The sequence below is a fragment of the Ruegeria sp. BF7 genome (assembly GCF_056538605.1).
Genome location: NZ_JBQFTM010000011.1, coordinates 1 through 19674 on the forward strand (window position 1 = coordinate 1; position 19674 = coordinate 19674).

Annotated in this window: 15 protein-coding genes; 3 read left to right on the forward strand and 12 right to left on the reverse strand. The window is 58.0% G+C overall.

What is annotated here, in order from left to right; genetic code table 11:
• The 3 genes from ACR0IK_RS17985 to ACR0IK_RS17995 all read right to left on the reverse strand — a co-directional run.
• Positions 1–91: sugar phosphate nucleotidyltransferase (locus ACR0IK_RS17985; protein ID WP_480595140.1), on the reverse strand; the 91-nt coding region annotated here is incomplete at its 3' end.
• 514 nt (positions 92–605) lie between these two features.
• Entirely contained in the window at positions 606–947 is a 342-nt protein-coding gene (locus ACR0IK_RS17990; protein WP_480595128.1) for a Pepco domain-containing protein, read from the reverse strand.
• Positions 948–965: 18 nt separating this feature from the next.
• Positions 966–4157 (reverse strand): CHAT domain-containing protein, encoded by a 3192-nt coding sequence (locus tag ACR0IK_RS17995; RefSeq protein ID WP_480642575.1) that lies wholly within the window; start codon positions 4155–4157, stop codon positions 966–968.
• A 327-nt stretch (positions 4158–4484) separates the two neighbouring features.
• Between ACR0IK_RS17995 and ACR0IK_RS18000 the strand changes: the two genes are divergently transcribed.
• The 3 genes from ACR0IK_RS18000 to ACR0IK_RS18010 are packed head-to-tail and all read left to right on the forward strand — an operon-like array spanning position 4485 to position 6301.
• Positions 4485–4727 (forward strand): hypothetical protein, encoded by a 243-nt coding sequence (locus ACR0IK_RS18000; RefSeq protein WP_480642576.1) that lies wholly within the window; start codon positions 4485–4487, stop codon positions 4725–4727.
• Between the two features lie 45 nt (positions 4728–4772).
• Positions 4773–6050: a hypothetical protein gene (locus ACR0IK_RS18005; RefSeq protein WP_480642577.1), complete on the forward strand. Its 1278-nt coding sequence runs from the start codon at positions 4773–4775 to the stop codon at positions 6048–6050.
• 35 nt (positions 6051–6085) lie between these two features.
• A complete protein-coding gene (locus tag ACR0IK_RS18010; RefSeq protein WP_480595116.1) occupies positions 6086–6301 on the forward strand; it encodes a hypothetical protein in 216 nt (71 codons plus the stop codon).
• 186 nt (positions 6302–6487) lie between these two features.
• Here the strand turns inward: ACR0IK_RS18010 and ACR0IK_RS18015 are convergent, their stop codons facing one another.
• Genes ACR0IK_RS18015 through ACR0IK_RS18055 form a run of 9 tightly spaced genes read right to left on the reverse strand, consistent with a single transcriptional unit; the run spans position 6488 to position 19665 of the window.
• Complete coding sequence (locus tag ACR0IK_RS18015; protein WP_480642578.1) at positions 6488–8434, reverse strand: DUF6519 domain-containing protein; 1947 nt, start codon at positions 8432–8434, stop codon at positions 6488–6490.
• Positions 8435–8446: 12 nt separating this feature from the next.
• Positions 8447–11023 carry a hypothetical protein gene (locus ACR0IK_RS18020; protein WP_480642579.1) on the reverse strand — a complete coding sequence of 859 codons (2577 nt, stop codon included), beginning with the start codon at positions 11021–11023 and terminating at the stop codon, positions 8447–8449.
• On the reverse strand, positions 11020–14430 hold the full coding sequence (locus ACR0IK_RS18025) for a putative baseplate assembly protein (protein ID WP_480642580.1): 3411 nt from the start codon (positions 14428–14430) through the stop codon (positions 11020–11022). The genes ACR0IK_RS18020 and ACR0IK_RS18025 overlap by 4 nt, the downstream gene beginning before the upstream one ends.
• Positions 14427–17060 carry a putative baseplate assembly protein gene (locus tag ACR0IK_RS18030; protein WP_480642581.1) on the reverse strand — a complete coding sequence of 878 codons (2634 nt, stop codon included), beginning with the start codon at positions 17058–17060 and terminating at the stop codon, positions 14427–14429. The genes ACR0IK_RS18025 and ACR0IK_RS18030 overlap by 4 nt, the downstream gene beginning before the upstream one ends.
• Positions 17057–17419: a GPW/gp25 family protein gene (locus tag ACR0IK_RS18035; protein ID WP_480642582.1), complete on the reverse strand. Its 363-nt coding sequence runs from the start codon at positions 17417–17419 to the stop codon at positions 17057–17059. The genes ACR0IK_RS18030 and ACR0IK_RS18035 overlap by 4 nt, the downstream gene beginning before the upstream one ends.
• Positions 17416–17739, reverse strand: a complete 324-nt coding sequence (locus ACR0IK_RS18040; RefSeq protein ID WP_480642583.1) for a hypothetical protein — start codon at positions 17737–17739, stop codon at positions 17416–17418. The genes ACR0IK_RS18035 and ACR0IK_RS18040 overlap by 4 nt, the downstream gene beginning before the upstream one ends.
• Positions 17739–18236 carry a phage baseplate assembly protein V gene (locus ACR0IK_RS18045; RefSeq protein WP_480595098.1) on the reverse strand — a complete coding sequence of 166 codons (498 nt, stop codon included), beginning with the start codon at positions 18234–18236 and terminating at the stop codon, positions 17739–17741. The genes ACR0IK_RS18040 and ACR0IK_RS18045 overlap by 1 nt, the downstream gene beginning before the upstream one ends.
• Positions 18233–19369 (reverse strand): hypothetical protein, encoded by a 1137-nt coding sequence (locus tag ACR0IK_RS18050; RefSeq protein ID WP_480642584.1) that lies wholly within the window; start codon positions 19367–19369, stop codon positions 18233–18235. The genes ACR0IK_RS18045 and ACR0IK_RS18050 overlap by 4 nt, the downstream gene beginning before the upstream one ends.
• Positions 19366–19665, reverse strand: coding sequence for a hypothetical protein (locus ACR0IK_RS18055; protein ID WP_480595094.1), 300 nt, complete (start codon positions 19663–19665; stop codon positions 19366–19368). Before ACR0IK_RS18055 ends, ACR0IK_RS18050 begins: the two co-directional genes overlap by 4 nt.
• Positions 19666–19674 lie beyond the last annotated feature (9 nt).

A 19674-nucleotide genomic window follows, 5' to 3' on the forward strand; every position in this document is an offset into this window, starting at 1 on the left:
GAGACACAAATTGTTTAGGATAGCTCTTACGCGACAAGGGCCACAAACGGGTTCCAGAACCTCCGCAAAGGAGGATGGGCGTAATCAACATAACTGAACCATTCGATTAGAGGTAATTCGCGCTCGGTCCTAGAGAATGGCCATTCCTTTGACAAGCCTCGGGGCTTTTTTTTGATGGAGTTTTCGCAAAACTGCAAAAAATGGGGCGTAGCGTGCATTTTTGCCCGGAAAAACTCTTAACGGATTGGTCTATGGCTCCGGTGCAACTTCATCCAAGTGGTCCAGTTCGATTGCTCAGGCATGACTTGTCTTAGGTCCATCGCGACGACGGTTTCCGTGGCTGGCGGATGATAGCCCATAGCAGTATGCGGTCATTTAGTTTTGCAGTGTTCCTTCCATTTCCCGATCAGGATTTGTGTCTCACGCATGCTGCGGAAAAGCCCTTTTAGCTGGCGTCTTTTCAACTGGAAACGGTTGGTATGTCTGCGCCTTTATCCCAAAGATTGCCTGTCCGGTGAACCATAACGATCTCGGCTCGCGAACATTCAAGTCAGCGTCGGAGGCGATCGATCAGAACATCAATCGATCTCGTGGTGACCCGAATCCTAGTTTGCCCTGGTTCTTCTTTTGAACACGATTTTCATGCTGGAGGTTGCATTGGCGCCCAGGCCTATGCCCATGAACCCCACTTTTCCGTCTGTGCCGACCTGAACGGATATCTCAACGGTATCAAGGTTCACTTCGCCAACCACCGCTTTTTCAGCGGCATCGATCATCGTCGAGACACTTTCAACGAAAGATGTAACGTTCTGCTCCATCACATCCACACCAACTTCTACAGCGTTCGCCAGCTGTGTGCTCCGGGTTTCGCCACGCGCTGAGGTGGGCCGTCCCAGCGTTGAACTCTGCGGTTCAGGAGCGAATATAACAACTTTGTCGAATTTCATTGGTTTACTCCCTTTGTTTCAGGACAATGCAGGCGGAAAACCAAAATGCTGGAATCCAGCCCAGTAGAGCGGTGCGTCAAAGGGTTTCTCGGGCCCTGCAAAATTCTCCGTCAGCCACTGCTCCTGTTCTGTCAGAGCGTTAAGCACCGCATCAGTGTCACCAGAAGCGCCTGTCCCCGCCCCCGATTTTAGCCCGGAAAGACAATCAAGCGTTTCATGGACCGAGAGCTGTCTGAGCCAGTGGCTGGCCAATCCTACCGCACGCGCCTGAGCGCATCCGTTACCCAGCTCGTGCAGTATTCGTGACACCAACAGGCATGTTGCCAGGTCGTCTACGCGCCAGGTCGGCGCAATAACGCAGGAAACACCGGCGGCCTGAAGAATGCTTGGAAAACCGAACGGCTCGTCCGAATTGCTGGATTGCGACAGGCCCGCTTCGCAACATGATAGGATCATAAGACGGGTCGCCAGCCGACGTTCGGACACAAGATCGGACAGCGCCATACGACCATCTGAAAACGCTATTTGAGAGGACCACGGATCGTTCGGGCAGAATTCGCCATGTGCTGAAACCAATACACGCGCGTCTTCTGAAATGGCGTTCAAAAACTCTTGCCTTGTCGCCTGTTTACCCATTGCTACCCGTTCGGCAGGGACGTCGCATGCCTCGAGCCGCGCAAAGGGCAGATCGCCGCACGGATCAAGTATCAGACGTGGACCAACACCCGCTTTTGAACTGCGGGGATCGGTGTCGGTGTCGGTATTCAGGAACTCGGCAAGCGAATGCGCGACGGAAACCTCATCAAACAGTTGGGATAGAAACCTGCCATCCGGCAATCGTGCATTGCACAGCGGCATAGACCGAAGGACCCGATGAGGCACAATGACGAGCTGGCTGCCGCCATGTCTCAGCTGTGGCGCCAGTTCGTCGATCAGACTGCCAAGCTTATCCAGAACCATACCGCTCATGGATTCTGCAGCGTCCAAAAGCAGGTCCGGCGGGGCGCGTTGCGATGCAAGCGCCTGCTGAATCCGGCGATCGAGTGACCAATCTGTTACTTTCTGCCACGGAGAAAAAACATGATCGCGAAACTCGTCATAGATACAACCATCCATCCAGCGAAACGTAACGTCGGCCTCTGCGCCTTGAACAGTGAACAATGCCAGAACGTTGGTGCTGCAAAAGAACGAGAGAATCTGGCGTCCGGATTCCGCGCGAACCCAATCTCTGGCGGCCTCGACTGCGGGCATCATGCCTATAGGTGCTAGCAACTTCTTTTCGTCATCGCCCCCACCGCGGGCGAGCAGCCGCATGAGCCGACCCTTCGCCGCTTCGGCAAATCCCAATGTTTCGTCGGGCGGGCGTTCTGCTTTGACCTTTGTCAGCATCCCAAGCCCGTCAAATCTGCTCCATTCCTGAAGCATCGAGGTCCAAACGATGGGGTCTGCACCCCCATGCGTCAGGCGCTCGAACAATTGGTCGATTGCGTGTTCACATGTGTCGTGTGCTTTGGTGTATTCACCTTTCTGCAGCAGAACCTGTGTGCGCAGCCCGGCTGATCGAATTTTCTCATCACCGATTGGTGCATTTGCCGCCATCAGACGTGCGGCTTCGTCGATCTCATGTTCGGCTTCTTCTGGGCGCGATAGCTCCAGCAGAATGCGACCGCGGTTCGTATGAAGCATCGGCCCCAGTTGATCGATGTATTCTCCGGGGTCTGGTTTCACCGCGATCGCTTTGTCAATTGAAACAAGCGCCCGGTCAAACAGCTTTAATTCGCGTAGCGCGTTGGAAAATGAGTTCCAGAATATGCAGCGCGTCCGTGCATCGGTCATTTTTATCAGCGGCTCAAGGTCTTCGTGCAGCAGTAGCGCCTCCCGCTTTCTGCGTGCCTCGGAAAGCCGCATCGCTTTTTCCAGCAGAACATCGACGCGTCGTTCCCCTTCAAGATCGGGCAGCATCTCATCCAGCACCTTGAGGGCAAAATCCGGTTGCGCGATGGCGCTCAAAAGGTTGTTGTATTGAAGCCCGATCAGAAAAACCTGATCCTTGTCGCCAATTTCCCTTGCAGCAGTATATGAAGCTTCCAGCGCCGCCCGCGCTTCGCCCAGGCCCGAGATGCCAGTATCCGCCGCAATGCCAAGCTGTACTGCATAGTCGAGCATTCTCTTCAAGAGGTCGACTAACCTGTTTTCATCGACCGTGTTAGAAGCCGCGCGTTTGAGGCGGAGTGCGGTTGTATAGGCCGCAAATGTCTGGGCAACGTCCAGATTTCCGGGACGGCCGGTTCCTTGGCCAAGCGCCAGCCACAAATCCGCGTGAAGGTCCGGATCGAGCGGAACTTGCGTCGCCTCGACAATATCCAAACCGCGACGCGCCAGCCTGACGGCTTTGCGCAAACTGTGACCAGACGGTTGGCCTTCGGATTCATGAAACGAGAAATCCCGTAGATAGCTGGCCAGCTCGGACAACGCCTGACGGGCTGCATTTTCGTCGCTGCCTGCTTCGGTCGCGCGAAAAACAAACTCAAGCCCGTAATCGAGCGCGTCGGCGGTGACGAGTCGTGCCGAAGACAGTTGCTCAAACCCATCGAAAAGAGGTTTCGTGTCCGCCCCTTCCTTGGCCAGATTCCTGGCGTGCGCCAGGTAGTCGTCGAAGTTGACCGGCAGGTTGTGACCTGATGTAGGTCCGATCACGCCTCCGAAGTCGCCGTCTGCTGTGGCGTGAATCAAACGGAATAACAATCTGAGCAATGCTCTGGTGGGCGTGGCGTCGGGCTTGGCTGATCCATCCGCATCGTGAATTAAAGATTGGAGGCGAGGTAACAATGGATGGGACATTCCGTGCACTAGCGCCAGATCAAGCGATATCTGTGCTGCTTCGAAATCGCTCAAGAAACGGCCCTGTATGACTGCTTTGTCCCAATACAGGTCAGGAATTGTTGGATAAGTTTCCACCGCATAATCGAGCTGTGTCAGAAGGTTTTCGGAAATATCAGGAGGCGGGGTGACCTGCAAAGCCTCAGCGACTTTCAGGCGATATTCAACAGCGGCACCGATCGCAAAGGCTTCGGCCCAGCGTAACGCGTCACTATCACGTTCGGATCGCGCGCTGGCTATCAGCTTTGCAGCACGAAAATAACGCCGAGTTCGCTTCTCGAATTCCGCTTGTTCAATAGTTTCAGTCTCGAAATCGTTTAGCTGGCTCATCCGACGCCCCGCTCAAAAACACGAGAAGTCTAGCATATTTTCCGGCCTTGATCGAAGTTGCGAAGGCCGAGAGCTTGATCTGCGTCTGAAAACCAATACTTACTTGTTAGACCGCGCGAATAATCAGTGTTCAAAAAATCTCGATCGTTTTTTGTGTCTGAGCCCCGGGACTCGTTCGCGTCGCTTGATCAAGGCACGGATTCCAGCGGAACAGCCGATCCATTCAATTGAAAAATTGCGCGAAATATTTTAAAATCGGCGCATTCAAGATGATCTGAGATTAATCAGTTCGGATGCATATGGTGCCCGAACGAACAGGAGGCTTGAATGGCAAACCAAGCAAAAAGAAAACTCAGTACCCGCAAGGGCAAGGTTCAGGTCAGATCGCAGCCCTCGGCAATGTCCGCTCTGGGAGAGCGGGCCGAAGCGTCAGGCCTGATGACCCCTCAAATGCTGAGCGAGCGTGACGAAAAAGTTTCAAGTAAGCGTCGCACGGGTGGCCCGGCTCTTGAGGAGGACAACTCCGAGAGCAGTGGCAGTGACGTAAGCCCAACCGATTTGGACTACTGATCAGATGATCGCATTTTTTACGGCAATACATCCACGGAGGTCGCTATGCCCTCGACTCATCAACCAAGGATTTTCAATACAGTAAACCTTACCGATTTTGACACCAACGGCCAAACCTCGACGGTTGGCGAACCTACGGTTTCCCAGAACGGAAACCAGCTTCTGGCAACTGGAAACTGGTATGCAAGCCGCTCTTTGGATGGCGGCCAAAGCTGGTCCCATATGAGTCCGTTCACGCTTTTCCCTCCGGTCGACAACGGGTTCTGCTGCGACCAGACTACCGTATATGACCCAAGCCGTGATTTGCTGATCTGGCTGCTGCAATATGTTGAGAGGGACGGAAGCAACACGCTCAGGCTTGCCGCCAAACAGGGACGGACCCTGGGAAACGATGCGTGGAACCTGTGGGATTTTACACCGTCCGGTGTTGATCCGGACTGGGACGAAGAATGGTTCGATTATAACCACGTTTTGCTGTCCGAGAATTATCTCTACGCTGGTACCAACGTGTTTTCAGTTGGTACCAACATCTTTACACGATCCATTATCTTGCGGATTTCATTGGATGAAATTGCTGCTGCGTCCGGACTTTCTTTCGACATTTTCGAGACGCAGGACAATTTTTCCCTGAGATGTGTTCAGGGCGCACGCGGCGCTATGTACTTTGCCAGCCATAATTCGAACTCGCAAATACGTGTATTCAGGTGGCCCGAAACGTCGCCAGATGTTGAAGAGTTTGATATCGACGTCACGCCATGGTTTGCAGGAAGCTATTCCTCGCTGACGGCAGGTGGTGGTGACTGGATGTCGCGGACCGATCCGCGTATTACCGCCGGATGGCTGGGGCGGGGAACGTTAGGCTTTATGTGGACAGCCAACCGTCAGGCCAACAGGCAGCGCCCCTTTGTCCGAACCGTCCGTATCGATGAGGCGACGATGACCCTGATTGATGAGCCGGATATCTGGAACAGTCAAATCGCGTTTGCCTATCCATCCACCGCGGTCAATCGGTTCGGAGATGTCGGGCTGTCGCTCTTTGCTGGCGGAGGTAATCTGCATCCAAGCCATGTCGTCGGAACCTATGACGATATCGACGGGCTATGGCGGTTGCTTCTTGCACGGCGGGGAACGGACACGCCCACCTTGATGAAATGGGGCGATTATACCAATTGCTCCGAGGTTGCCCATGACGGATTCACATGGTTGGCGGCAGGGTACACGTTACAGGGCGGGGGCAATCAGAGCGATATTGAACCGACAATGACCTGGTTCGGACAACAGCGATACGACACACCAAGCCGTCGACCGCCTGTGATCGTCTGATCCTGCATCTTTTATTTAATTCAGGGACCGAAATCATGCACAGAGCCATTAAATCACAAGGTGTTTCAGCGTTTGTACGTCAGGAAGGGCCTTGGCTGCTTATTGCCTTCGTAATTGCCGATCTGTTCTACAAATGGGGATCTTTCGCGCTGGAATGTGTCGGTTTTCTGGCAACTTGGTACGGGTTGAGCCTGATAGCCAGCCTGGTCCTGCGCCTTTTGGGAGGGCAAAAGTCCGCCCTGGAAGACTGAGCCGGCGATCACAGGTTATCCTTAGGAAGACCCGGACCGTGGCGATTGTCTGGGGCGGGTGTTGGATCTGTCTTTCATCTGCAAATCAATACTCAAATCAGGGCTATCAAGGTCGGACGGACCTGAAAACGCATCCGTGCAACATTGCCTGAACGGGTAGTAACCAGGCTCGGGTCGCAACTGCCGTCAGTCAAAGCGTTTTGCTTCCCGAAGGATTTCACTGGCCCTGCTGCGGGGAAAGGCGCGACCACTTGCCGGGCTCAGAATTTCAACCAGCTTGTCAAGACTCAGCTGGGCCAACGCTGCCGCATCTTCGATACCGGCGGCAATTAGCCGTTCAGCAGAGATGTCGCCGACCCCCGGAACGTCATTCACCGGTGTGATGGAGGTGTTTGATGAGCCTGAAGGGGCGGGTGACGACTGTCTCACACGCCGGATCAGATCACTTTCAACCCGTGGGTCACCATCGTCTGCTATCCGAACTGCCGTCCTGACAATACCTGCCGCTGGAACTCCGGCTTCGAGATAGGATTCCGCGACCAATTCAGCCCGGCGCGCGCCCAGTGCCAATCCGACCGGTTCGGGCTCGATTGAGATTGAGCGGATCTCGACCTGATGAAACGTGCCGGTTTCGATAGAACTGCGCAGGTGAGAAATGTTTGCTGAAAGCGTCTCGATCGAGGCGTCGAGTGGTGTCGCGGTTTCGGCTTCGAATTCGATAATGCCCAACGTCTGACGCGAGAATTCGGGTTCCGGTTCCGGAGGCTCGGATTCACTTGGCGACGTCAGAGCGCAAAGTGACGGGAAAACACAGCGGCACTCGTCTTCCGCACAGGTTACGCGCCCGTTTTCGTCCAGATCGATTCGGCGCAGCGGCGCCAGATGGTGCCGGATGCCGCGCGGCGACAGGGCTTTTGGCCAGGGCGAACCATCCGGGCCGGTTTCCTGCGGCCACAACACATCCGCAGTCGCGGTGCGGGCCGGGATTTGCCAGTAGTCGCCGGTTTTGTAGTCGCCGCCCTGTTCGAACCAGATCTGCACACCGTCCTCAAGCTCGATCCATTTGGCTTCCTGTACCGGGATTGCAGCCGATCCCTGATCCCAGCGCCGTAGTATCGGGTGGGTGTTCGCGGTTTCAGTGAAAACCGGCAGCACTGTGCCTTCAGGTACCAACAAGGTTATCTCGGCGTTTACACGATCGACTGTTGCCACTTCGAACAAGGGCCAAGGGGTCGACGTAAGCTCGGATACGTCATCGAGGATTTCGACCCAGTCGCCTTCTTTCAACCCCCGCGCCTGATCCGGTCCGAGGCTTTCTAGTGTTGCGGTAGCGCCCTCAAGGCTGCGTATTCCAAACACAACCGAACCGTTGTCGCGCGACCATTTGAAAGTTGCTTGTCCCTTTGCACCTCCCACAGCGCCCGCGTCATGTATCTCGACCCGGTACAGCTGGTTTTCGGGTCCCCGGTACTGAGCTGTCGGCGGCACCAAACAGGGGTCTTCGGATGGCATGTCGACCTTTGCTCGTGCCCGAAGGCAGCGCGGCAAGGTCATCGGGTCGCGGACCAGGGCATCCAGTAGTTCTTCGCACCCCAGGTCTTCGTCGCCCTCTTTGCCCAAAGCCGCAACTTTGACCTGGCAAACGATCTTGGCGCGTGTTGCGGTGTCCGGTCCGCCCAGGGCCAGTTCGCGGATGCCATCGGCCTGCAGGTGGTTCAGATGCCGTTCCCATACGTCGAGATATACAAGATACCGCCCACCTGGGCTGAGTTCTTCCTTACCGCCTTCGGTGACCGGGAAGTCGGGTTGCGTCGTATAGCGGATCGGCACCGCTTCACCCTGCGGTGGGCAATGCAGATCGGGCATCAGTTCGCAGGCTATGCCATCGACATAGTAGCGCCCCCAGCCGATTTCGAAATCGCACAACAGATCGTCGGAACAAGAGATCTTGAACCCGTCACCCGGCCCGCCGTGCGGCCCAATCAGGTCGGCGGCCAGATTTCGGGTCTGCTCGAGCAGGATGGAAACCTGTTCGTTCCAGTCGGCGTCCAGCAAAACGCGCCCTTGCTGCATGAGGACTCGGGCATATCCATGCTGTCGGTGGTAACTGTCGCGGCTGAGGTCGGCTTTCATGGTTCCACCCTCCTAATTGGCAAAAATGAGCCCGGCGGACATTCCGGCGGGAACGTAATCAGCAAGCCGCGCAGACAGCGCAGCCGTGCGTTGCGGTTGGAAAAGACTATGGAATGCACCCATCTCAGAAGCATCGCTCGCGCCGTCGCGAATGCCAGGCGAAGTGCACAAATCAAGCTGACAATATGCAGGTCTTCCATATCGCCGAGCGGTGAATATTGGTCGCATTTCGGAAGCCGCCGCACTGCGCAACCCTGCTATATAGTCGGCGGCGTCACCTTCAAATTCATATGCCGAGATATTTGCGCTCAAATGCGGTGGGTCGGCCGGAGCAGCGGCAACCAAATTAGCCGTCAGCACGGCACATTCACCAGGGCCCAGACTTGACAGCTCCCACACAGGCGGATCGCTGTCGGCGATCAGGGCACCTCGGCTGACGGTCACATCGGAGCCGCTTTCAAAGGCACTTCCGGTCGGATCATCTGCGTCTCGGGGTGGCAGGATTGTGACCACGAGGTTCTTGGCGGAGTTGGGCCCAAGATTGTCAATGCCGAGCGTTAGCGTGAAGGGTTGACCGATGCCAGGAGCTGCTTCGGTTGTATCGAGTCGAAGTCGCAGATTGGCTGTTTCGGGTGAAGCGCCGGATGGCCCGGTCGCCGTGCCACCAATTTCGACAGGCACTGAAACCGAGCCGCTTACAGGTATGTTGGGCAATGCGGACAGCGCCGCTTCGATCGCAAGATCCGGTTGGCACCGGTAACGGCGCGGTGTTCGTGAACCGGCCGGAACATGACAAAACCGGATACAGCCGATTTGCCGGCGGGCGACGCGTACATCGCCGGTGAAAATGCTGTCTTCGGCTAACAGGATCGCGTGGGTTTGAACCTTGCCGATCAGGGTCGAGCGGCGGATGTCCAGAGTCGCGTGCGCCAATGGCCAGGATGGCGCACCAATCACCTCGCGCGTGTCCGAAGAGGCATCGATGATGCTGTCATGAATTGAAACGGCGACCGGGTCCGCGCCCACTTCGTCCAGGCTGATCTGGATCGGACCGAGAATCGAGCGATCGATCACTAACGAGACAGGTCCGTCAACCAGATCGAGGCTCGGCTCGCCGGGTCGGTCCGGGATGCAATCCGAGGTTAGGCTCCAGCCGGGCACCAGCGTGACATGGCGTATCCGCAGTTCCGCGAGCGGTCCCCTGATTTGCAGACCGCGCCCGGCGACGACAAGGCCATCGATGCAAAAACGACTGCCTGCGCTACCTCTGATCACCAAAGCGTCGCCGCGGGCAGAGCGATAATCCAGTAGGCGCAACACAGCGCGGCTCTCTTCCCGGCTGCGCAATTGTAAACTTTGACCTTCGCGCAGATCGACAGTCAGCCGTTCGGTATAGACGCCGCCGTCGGTGATTTCGATGACCGCATCGTCGGGATCCTCTTCCCGCCATTTGGCAAGGGCGGCCGTGATTTCGCTGAACTCCGCCTCTTTGCCTACGAAGTACCGAGATGCCGCTGCAGGTTCGGTGGGGTTGCGCAGGTACGGCCCGCCGCCTGTTTCGTCCGAGAACCCGTAGTGAAATCGCACATGCACATCTCCGCCGGGAATCTGGCGTGTGTGAAAGGCTATGCGACCGAGCTCGGGATCAACGGCCACCTGATCGCGCGCCGGGCGATAATGCCATCCGCTGAGATTCGTCGAAACGATCCGTTCTGCAGGTACTAGACCGCTTTGCCCGGTCTCCGGCCAGTCGCTGACCCATATCGCAAGGCTTTTGCCCGGCCCATAGTAGGTTTCCGTGTTGTCCGCAAAAAGCCGCCGTTCGATCTGGATCGGTAGATTCCGAGGTTCGGCAATGGCGTACTCTCCTGTTTCGGGAACAGGCAATGCGAACAAAGGCGCGTCGTTTCCAAGAACGCTGAAGGTGTATAACCCTGATCCCTGATCCTCGCGCGCATAGGCGGGCTCGTATTCGATCGTGTAGGGTTTCAGGCGCCAGGCAAACAGGCCGACGCTGGGAATGTTGTGCCTGCCTGGCGTACGGGTCGAGGTGATCCGGCGGACATCGACACCGTGTGCAAGCTGCTCGAAAGGTCCGCCGAGATGGGCCAGCGCCATCCCATCGCGCAGATCGACCGTGCGTCCACGGCCAAGGCGTTGGTGATTGAGCGGCTGCATCCAGGCCAGCAATCTATAAAACTCGACCGCGCGGGACGGCCAGTCTGCCGTATCCGCCGCGATCAGTTCCAGCAGGGGCAGCGTCCCCTTGCGGCGGCGATCCCGGATGCTGTTGGCCACGGCCCGGCGCGGCGTCAGGACCGACGACAGCGCGGCACCGCGCGCTCCGTCGGTGTGAACCTGTGGGGGCGCTTCATAACCGATCAAAGCGCCAATGTAGGGAACAACCCAGTCTTCACAGGTTTCGATGAACCAATTGTCGTATTGCTGTTCAATGTCGGTCTCAAGCACATCAACCTGTTCGGTGATGACCTGGAGCAACGCGCGCAGCGGTTCACCCCGCTCGACGTCGCGCTTGCGGTGAACAGCGGGTAACAGCTTATACAGCCGGTCTGGATCGCGCAGTGTCATGTCGTCACCTCGGTCAGGATGAGAGTGTCGGGCAGGTTTGCATTCAGAAACACAAGCTGCGCTGCTCTGATCGTTCCGTTTTCCCGATGGGCAAGTCCCGCGCTCAGATACGAAGGCACGGGTTCGTGCGCCGAACGATTAGTAAACTCAGCGAGCCGCTCGGCCAGGGTTTCAGGCGAGGTTGCGTCGCTCTCGCGGAGGGCCTCGAACAGATCTACATCGACATAAGCGACGCCGGGAACCTGCTGCATGGTGGCGACAACCTCGCTCAAACGAACGGGTTGGCCGAGGTCGCGCCGGGTAAACCCGAATTGCTCAAGCAGCGTAGCACGCAAGGGCGGTTCGACATGTTCCCACAGGTGGTCCGGATGAACCGCAACTTTTGCGCTCAGGAAAAGATAGGCCGCCTGCCTCGGGGCCAGAACGACCGGGACCGAGGGATCGCCAAACTCGGCAAGCGCTGTCCTCAGGTTTCGGCACAGCTGTGATTGCAGGTCGATCGGCGCATCATCAGCCCCCGCCAGCGTCACATGCACAACATTGCGGCCGCCATCCGACAGCCGGACGGCATGGGCCTTGTCGATACCGGCATAGAGAACCGAGAAATCCGTGTAATCCTCGACCGAAACCAGACGATCCAGCGCGCGGGTGGCAAGCGGCACGCGCTTTCGGGCCTGATCGCGGGTTTCACGATTGGCGCCACCGCTGGCGGCCCGAGGATTGAACACCTCTTTGGCCCCGAGCGGCTTGGACCCAAGCGTGGAAATCTGGCCAGCGCTGACATTGCCCGGTGCGCCGATCCCGATGCGATAAGTCGCGCGGACGTTTTCGGACCCACTTGGCAATCTTGCGCCCGTCAGACCATCGCCGAAGGTGGCAAAGGTATTATCGTCATTGTCGGTGCTGGTCTGGTAACCCCGATCATCAGGCCCCAGTGTCAGAAGCGTTTCGCTCTGATGCCAGAGAATATCGTTTACCCGGACCGAAAGCGTGCTGTTCGTCCCTTTGGGCGTTGGCGCCGAGACATGCGTCACAGGGCCATGGGCCAGCGCAAAGGTTTGCAGGCGGGCTGCGCTGTCACCGCTGCCGATGGTTTCGGAAACGGTCTCGCCATGGGTAGCAAGCACGACATTGGCGTTCAGCAAAACGCTGTCGCGCCTGTACGTATAGGCGAGCGGTTCAGCCAAGGTTATCCGGGTGTGCAGCGTATCGCCGGGCAGGTCAATGACATTGCCGTTTGGTCCGATGATCTGTGCCGGGCGATGTGCAATGCCTGCAATCATGGCCAGTTCGGTAGCTTCCACTTCTGGAACGACCTGACCATCACTTGTCAGAACATCCGTGCGATGTCCGGCGATGGCGAGCCAACGACCGGCCTCCAGACCTTCGTACAATCCGTCGAGCTGGATCTCGGCCCCGGATACATCCGAGGTGATCGGCTCCTGAGCCAGGGGCAGGGGATCGTTTGCAGCCAGAACCTTCAGCCCGCGAATGTCGCCCAGCGTCGCCTCGCGCCCGGTCAGCCATGGTTCATCAAGCAGAACATGGGTCACAGTTTGAGAGATGCCATAGTCGGATCGAGCGGCGTTCCGGACTGCCAGCACATCGAATATGCGCCAGCCCTCGGCAGGGTGATCGATCAGAAGCAGGCCGCCGGGGACTATTCCGTCGTATTCCGCGTCAAGAGACAGAACGCTTGCAGCCGTTGGCGTGCCTGCGAAACCGGTGTCGTTGCGCTGAACGGTCAAAGTCGTTCCGGCTGCGTCCATCGTCAACGTTGCTTGCCGATCCCGAGAAACGTCAACTTGGACAGGAGGTTGTCCGGCGAAGATTCCCTCTGACACGCCGTCGATGCTTACGCTGATCCCCGAATTGGGCACAACTGCTGCGGCAAACACCGGCCCGTGAGTCGTCGCGGTAATTGCGATCGTACGCCCCGAGCCGACAGAGCCAGTATCCGCACCCCAGATGACGCGAATTGCGCTTAATCTGAATTCCGCTGTTGAATCGAGCGGGCCTATATACTGCGCCTCGATGCGGATGGGCACATCGTCGATGTCGGTATTCAGGCTTTGTTGACGACCGCCTGGCACCGCGTCTGCGTTGGAAAGTTCGGACAGGCGTATCGTAATCTGTGGCGACGAAACCATCGGGTCCCAGATGCGAAGGGAGAGAGTGATTGGCGCTGCTTGTCCGGCGTCCAGATCGACCTCTTGCAGAAATGCCGCCGCCAATAGGGGCGGGCCACCGGCCTCTACCCGCGCTTCGACCGAGAGACTACTGCGCATCTCGGCCAGCGGCCATTCGCGTCGCAGAACCTCGCCTTCATCGCGATAGATAAAATCCAGCGGCGCGGTGGCACCAAACGGTGTTGCCGAAACACGGAGCGCTTCGGCACCAAGCCGTTCCTGGGGTCTGCTGCCAGTCACCGATGCGTTTGCATAGGCTGCAAACAGCGGTTGGCGAATGCCGGGCATCAGTTCGGCCATGACCTGCGGCCCCAGATCGGCAGTGGCGTCATATACACGGGCGGAATCGCGGACGAGCCTGAACCGCGAGGCCGGTTGGTCAGATGGCGGTTCCCGCAGCGCGGTTAGCACGTCATCAAGCTGCTGCAGCGGGCTGGTTGGGTTTCGTACCTCGATGTCGGGCTCAGTGGGGACGTGCCGAACCTCTCTGTCCGCATATTTGATCAAGGTCCAGCCCGCGTCGGCATCGGTTTCCACCGCCCGCACGTCAAAGGGCAGGCGATGCCCCGGACCTGTAAGCAAAATGACCTGACCGGTTTCGATCCCGGTGGTGGTACCATCCAGATAGATTTCTCGGACACCCTCAAAACCCGTCGGGGGGAACAGCGTTTGTGGCTGAAACAATCTGGGCGTCAGGGTGCCCCATCTGTCTCGCGCCTCGAGATCATAGCTGGTTTCGAACGGCTCGGCGTTTTCGCCGGGCTCTGGCAGGCTGCGCGCCAGTGTACCTGCCGGAATTGTCACTTCGTAGCCGTCTTCCAACGTGAAGGCGAGATAAACGCTGGCAGCGACACCCGGACGCAACCGATACCCCACAAGCCGTCCCAATTCCAGGATCGAGCGCCGCTCGGTTGCGGTGGCCAGATAGCCCTCGTTGGCGATCCGTTCCTGATAGAAGGCCAGCACGTCCGATACCACAGCCCAGGCATCCAGCAGTGCAATTGACGGATCGTCCATGTCGCGCGTGGTCAGGCGGTGTAAGGGACGCGAACCGCCCGGCAATTCGTGACTCGTAAGCCGCGCGATCATTGTCGCAAAAAACTCGGGATGCGTACCGACCCTTGTTGCAACCTCGGTCAGGCCGGATCGGTTATGGATGGTTCGGGGTGTGATGGGGCCGACGCCTTCGCAGCACCCGCATGTCGGGTCGATACTCATCTGCCACCTCTCATGTCAAAGACAACGCGTCCGTTTTCGGGTGCATTGGGATCGCTGTCCGCCCGTGCAATTTCAAGCGGGCCTATCGGCAGCACCCCGGCCGCCAGCTCGCCATTGGGGCCTTCGTACCGGCGCTCGAGACGCGTAACCGTCACGCTCTCGACCCCTTCGATCGCTTGCGCTGCAGCCATAAGCGAACTGAGTGCTACATCCTCACCAAAACTCAGCCTGTCGGGATGAAACAGCCCCAGGCTGCCGTCCGGCAGGCATTCGGACCCGAAGTCAGCCTCCAGATTGCGCCTGACCGCAGCCCGCAAATGGGTTGGATCGACACAAATGACCATGCAGATATCAATCGGCACCTGCGTGGCTGGACGTACAGCCAGATCATGTCCGATACGGCGATACCGGTTCAGGTCCTTGAGAACCTCATCCAGCAAGCCCTCGTCTGCGATGGCCTGCCCTGTCGGGTCGACGGCAACACGTATCTCGTACCAGCTGCCGTTCCAGCGCTGTTCTGCCGCTGCACGATGAACTTTCGGGTGTCGCTCAGCAATTTCGGCGTAGTCGGCAGGAGTGACGGCACGTGCAAGATGCTGTCCAAATCCGTGCGGCGCGAAAAGCTTGGCCTCGTCGATGGGCTCCGGTGCAGAACCCCCGATGGCAGGCAGCGGATTTCTCGGAGTCAGGATCAGCCCGTCAATCAACGTATCATGCACAGGGATCGTCAACTTGTCGGCTCCGACATTGCCCTGCGGTCCGCTGCCAATACGACGCTTTGCGTGGATGCGGTGGAACGGGTCCGGGGTGCGGCCCGTTCGGTTGTCGCCAAACCGCAGGCTCGCCTGGTGCCGGGCGTCGATATCCGCAACCACATGTGCATCTCGTGCGCCGCTTTTCAGCAAGTCGCGGACCACCGTCCAGTTCCTCGAGACCTGGCCGGGCGGGATGCTGATCGGGGTGTCGGACGGTACACAGTCAGGGTCTGGTTCACTGACGATGATCAGACCAGGCAGGGCCTGACGGGGATCCTGACGCAGACTGTGGGTTGCTGGTGCGGCGTGATCAACGGGGGATGCAAAGGTCAGCGGGCCTTGAATTGGCACATGTGCGAAGCATCCGGCGCGCGGGGTGATCTCAGCCACGCGTCCCTCGGACAGACAGACCGGCGGATCAACTGCTAGGGGTATGCATCCCAGATCCTCGGATGGCCGCCAGCGTCCGTGATCTGCAAGAACGACATTGCCGCGCACGACCGAAACATTCTCGAGAAGTCTGCATTCCGGTGGAGGCCCGACGGTTGAGATGCAAAACGGCACGGGAAGCGCGTCTTCTTCGCCCCATTTCACACTCAGCACAGGTTGGCCGTTCAGGGGATCGATTGCCGGTTCAACGGCGGTCAGTCGTACTGCGTGACGGTGCGTTGGATCTGCGTCAGCACCGTTTCCAGTCTCTGGCCCAAGGCGCTCTTCGAAAATCAGAATATCACCGGGTTGCAGATCAAGAGCGCGTGTCCCTTTCCAATCCTGATCGTTTCCGGGGTCTGTCGGATCGCAATCGGAGTCATCAGGATTGGTCGTGTCCTGCTCACCGGGTTCTGGAACCGGCTCCGGTTCGGGCTGTGACCCATCCACCAACGTAGTTCCGGTGGCGCCCTTGGGCAGGCAGCACAACCGGTCGCCCCAAGTATAAACATGGATTTCGTTATGAGCCGCGCGTAGCTGCAACACAGTTTCAGGATCGGAGACAAGCGGCGCGAAAACCTCGTAAAGCGACTCGTCGATACCATCGAATGCGGCCCAGTTCGGAACCGAACCGCTGGTGTCCGGTGCGCCGGCAAAGCTGGTGGTGAAGGACAGGCTACCAGCACGGATGTCCCTGTCCTGACTGGTACCAATCGCCACCCAGGTTCGGGCATTACACCCTTCGTGAAGGTGGTAATCGACCAGTCGTGCATGGCGTTTCACCGAGACCCGCCGGCGCGCTGTGCCCAGATAGGCTTCGGTGGCAACGGCGTCCTGATAGTAGCTCAGATAGTCACCCGCATAGGCCAGAAGCTCGACCAGAGTGATGCCGATATCTGGTATGTGGCGCTCGGTCCAATCGGGCATGGTGACCGCAAGGCGATCAAGGATCAATGCGCGGAAACTGGCATAATCTTTGGCGAGATAATCGATTTCGGGCTGTGGCGGTGTGATCTCGGGGCAAGTGCGCTCGACCTTGCAGTCGATATCTGACGCGCAGTTGGCCTTGAAACTGAATTCAAGACATCGGTAGCGCGGGTCAAACGGGGCGTCCTCGGCCAGATTGGTCAGGCACAGGCAATATGTCGAGAAATCGCCGGGCCGATCCACCGTCATCACTACGCAGTTGTCGCGTTCGGGGTCTGTTTGAGGGCATAGCCGCAGATTGATGATAGTTATCCCGGTCTCTCGCACACCACCGCAAATCTCAAAGTTCTCCAACTGCAAATCTTCGGGCGCTGGACCCAGGAAATAGACCGTCAATTCACGCTGGTCGTCGCTGAGCTCAAGGTAGTCCAGTCCGTTCATGTCAGCAGCCCGCACCATGTCTCGGCGACCTTCGTCACGGCAGGTCAAACCTGTTTTGTTATGGCATCCACAACTCATGGCAGGCTCCGTTGGAAACTGTCTGTGCGTGTTTCACCTGTCCGTTTGACAAGATAACGAACCTCGACCTGCAGCACGGCGTCTTGCGCTGATGCAACCAGAACCTGCACGGTGATCAGATCGCCCAGGTATTGTTGCAACCCGGCTTGCGCATTGCGCTGCAAGGTCGAGGCCAGAGCGTCGCTGTTGGGCTCGAACACAACTTCGGCCAGCCCGGCGCCGAAATCGGGGCGGTTCACACGTTCCCCGGCGCGCGTGAACAGGAATTGCTCGATCATATCCCGGATATGATCGTCTCCGTCTGTCAATGCGGTGCGTCCGCGGGCGTCGAAGTCAAAGGGGTAATCGATCTGTATCATGTCGCCTTCACCCTTGTCTGTGTCTGCACGATGATCACGCCTGTCCCTGTGGGCGCGCAGATTGCCTGCGAGCTTTGAATCAAGAGCGGTTGGCCACTTGCCATGACCCGGGTGGCTCCGCTGGTCCATTGGGCCGTCACACAGGGCCCGTTGCCGGCGGTTGGCGGTGGCAAAGTGCATCCCGCAATCGTATAAGGCACCAGCTGCACGGTGACCTTAGTGCCGCTTACACTGACCCGAAGATCCGGCTTGGTCGGTTGCGCCTGACCACCATGCAGGCAAGTCACGGTTGCTCCCTGGTGCAGAACAAATCCCGGCATCACGTCACCTCCAATGCGGTGCCATTGACCGAAGTCTTGGGACCCTGCAGGGCCACGGTCGCTCCCTGTCCGGTTGTGATCTCGATGCCTTGCGGCCCCATAGTGATCTTGAGCCCACCCTGGGCTTCGATGGTGATCGACGCGGGACCCGGACCATCAGCGATGGTGACGGTTGCCGTGTCGGTCTTCAGTACTTTCATCTCGGCGATCTGCGGGCTGGCGGGCACATCGCCGGAACTGTCCCAGAACCCTCCCATCCAGACCGGATGTTCTGGATCGCCACGCTCGAATAGAATCCAGAGTTTGGCACCTACCGGCGGAATGAAAAAGAAACCGACCCCTGGCCCGGCATAAGGTGCGCAGGGCATGGCCCATGTCAGCGTGTTGCTTCCGAATACGCTTGGCAGGCTGAATTGCACACGCCCCTGCCGCTGCGGGTCGATATTGTTGGTGACTTCGCCGCGAAAGAGGCCATTGAGCTGAACAGTGTTACTCATGGCATCACCAGTGGCGTGGTCGTCCCAAGCCCTTCACGCGACAGGTTGAATTTCTGTTTGTATTGCCCTTTTTTGATGTCGATTGAATGGGTAACAGACTTGACGTAGAAGCGGCCGTCAAAACTGTCTCCGGCGCCGCGGACATCGACAAGGCTGCGGGGTTTCAGAATGCGGCCATAGCGCAGCGCATCAAGTGTCCCCTCGGCGGTGACGACACTGTCATAGGAGGTGTTGACCTTGCCCTGCGCCCGCACGCGTTTCTGCGCATCGCTTTCCCCGTCTGGCCCATCGCCAAGAAAGTCTTTCTTTCGCGGGCTTGGGATGCGTGCAGCCAGAGGCACGCCGCGGTTGTAGCTGTCGATGGTTTCGGTGCCGCCCGAAGTCTTGGTGTAGGTCATCGAAGTCGGTGACAACTCGCCATAGGAAAACGTCATCGTCTCGACATTACTTCCCGGTCCCATATTCACTGACAGCGCAGGCTGCGGTACGCTCAGGCGCTGTGGCGGTCCCCAATAAGCGATGTTCGAAAGCGGCAGTAGGCCTGGTTCCACATAAAAGACGAACCCGTGTTTTCCCGCGAGCTTTTTGATGTACTCCAGATCCGTTTCCCTGGTGGTCTGACTCCGCGTCTGTTCCGTAACCGGAGTTGTCAGCGCGTTGTCTGGCGGCATCACCTGCGGGACGATCCCGTAGTCGATGATATAGGGAAGCAGGATAAACGGGACGATCAGGTTGTCGCCCAGCTGCGGGTAAGGACGTTCTTCTTTCTTCAGGTCCATCATGACGCTGACATCTTCACCAGTCACCGTCAGTTTCGACTGGCCGGGTTCATCACTGGGTGCCAGCTGACGAGTGGTAATGATCCCGTCCATGATAGGCTGTGGTTTGACGCCGAAGAGAACCGACAGCACAACCCGTGTGAAGGGTTTCAGCTTGGCCTCTTTCAGCAGGGCAAAATCCTTGCGATCAGCAAGCCCGCGGCCGACTTGGAACACCATTTGAAAGCCCGAGCGTTCACTGTCCTTGGCCGTCACTTCCACACTCTGCAGCGCTTCATTGACCTTGAGAGGGGCCGGTGTGGGCAGGGTCTCGCCCAGCAGAAGCTGAAGATGAAGGCCGAAGAAGTTGATCATGGCGATGCTCCGGGCAGCAGGGCTACGATCAGGCGTGTGCCGGTCCGTTCAACCAATGCCTCGGCGCGCATGGCATTGTTAACATCCGCGATCTGCCAGAACAGTTCCGGATCGCCGAGGTAGAGAGCTGAAAGATGATCCAGCCGATCGCCTTCTTTCACCACGTGCTCGCGGATCACGGTGCCTGCTCCGGCCCGTGGCAGAAATCTGCGCGCAACAAATCGTATCTTGGTACCGTCCGGCCTGATGTGGGTCAGGACGTCAAGGTCGGCGTATCGACTGCCGGGTTCGAACATGTCTAAACC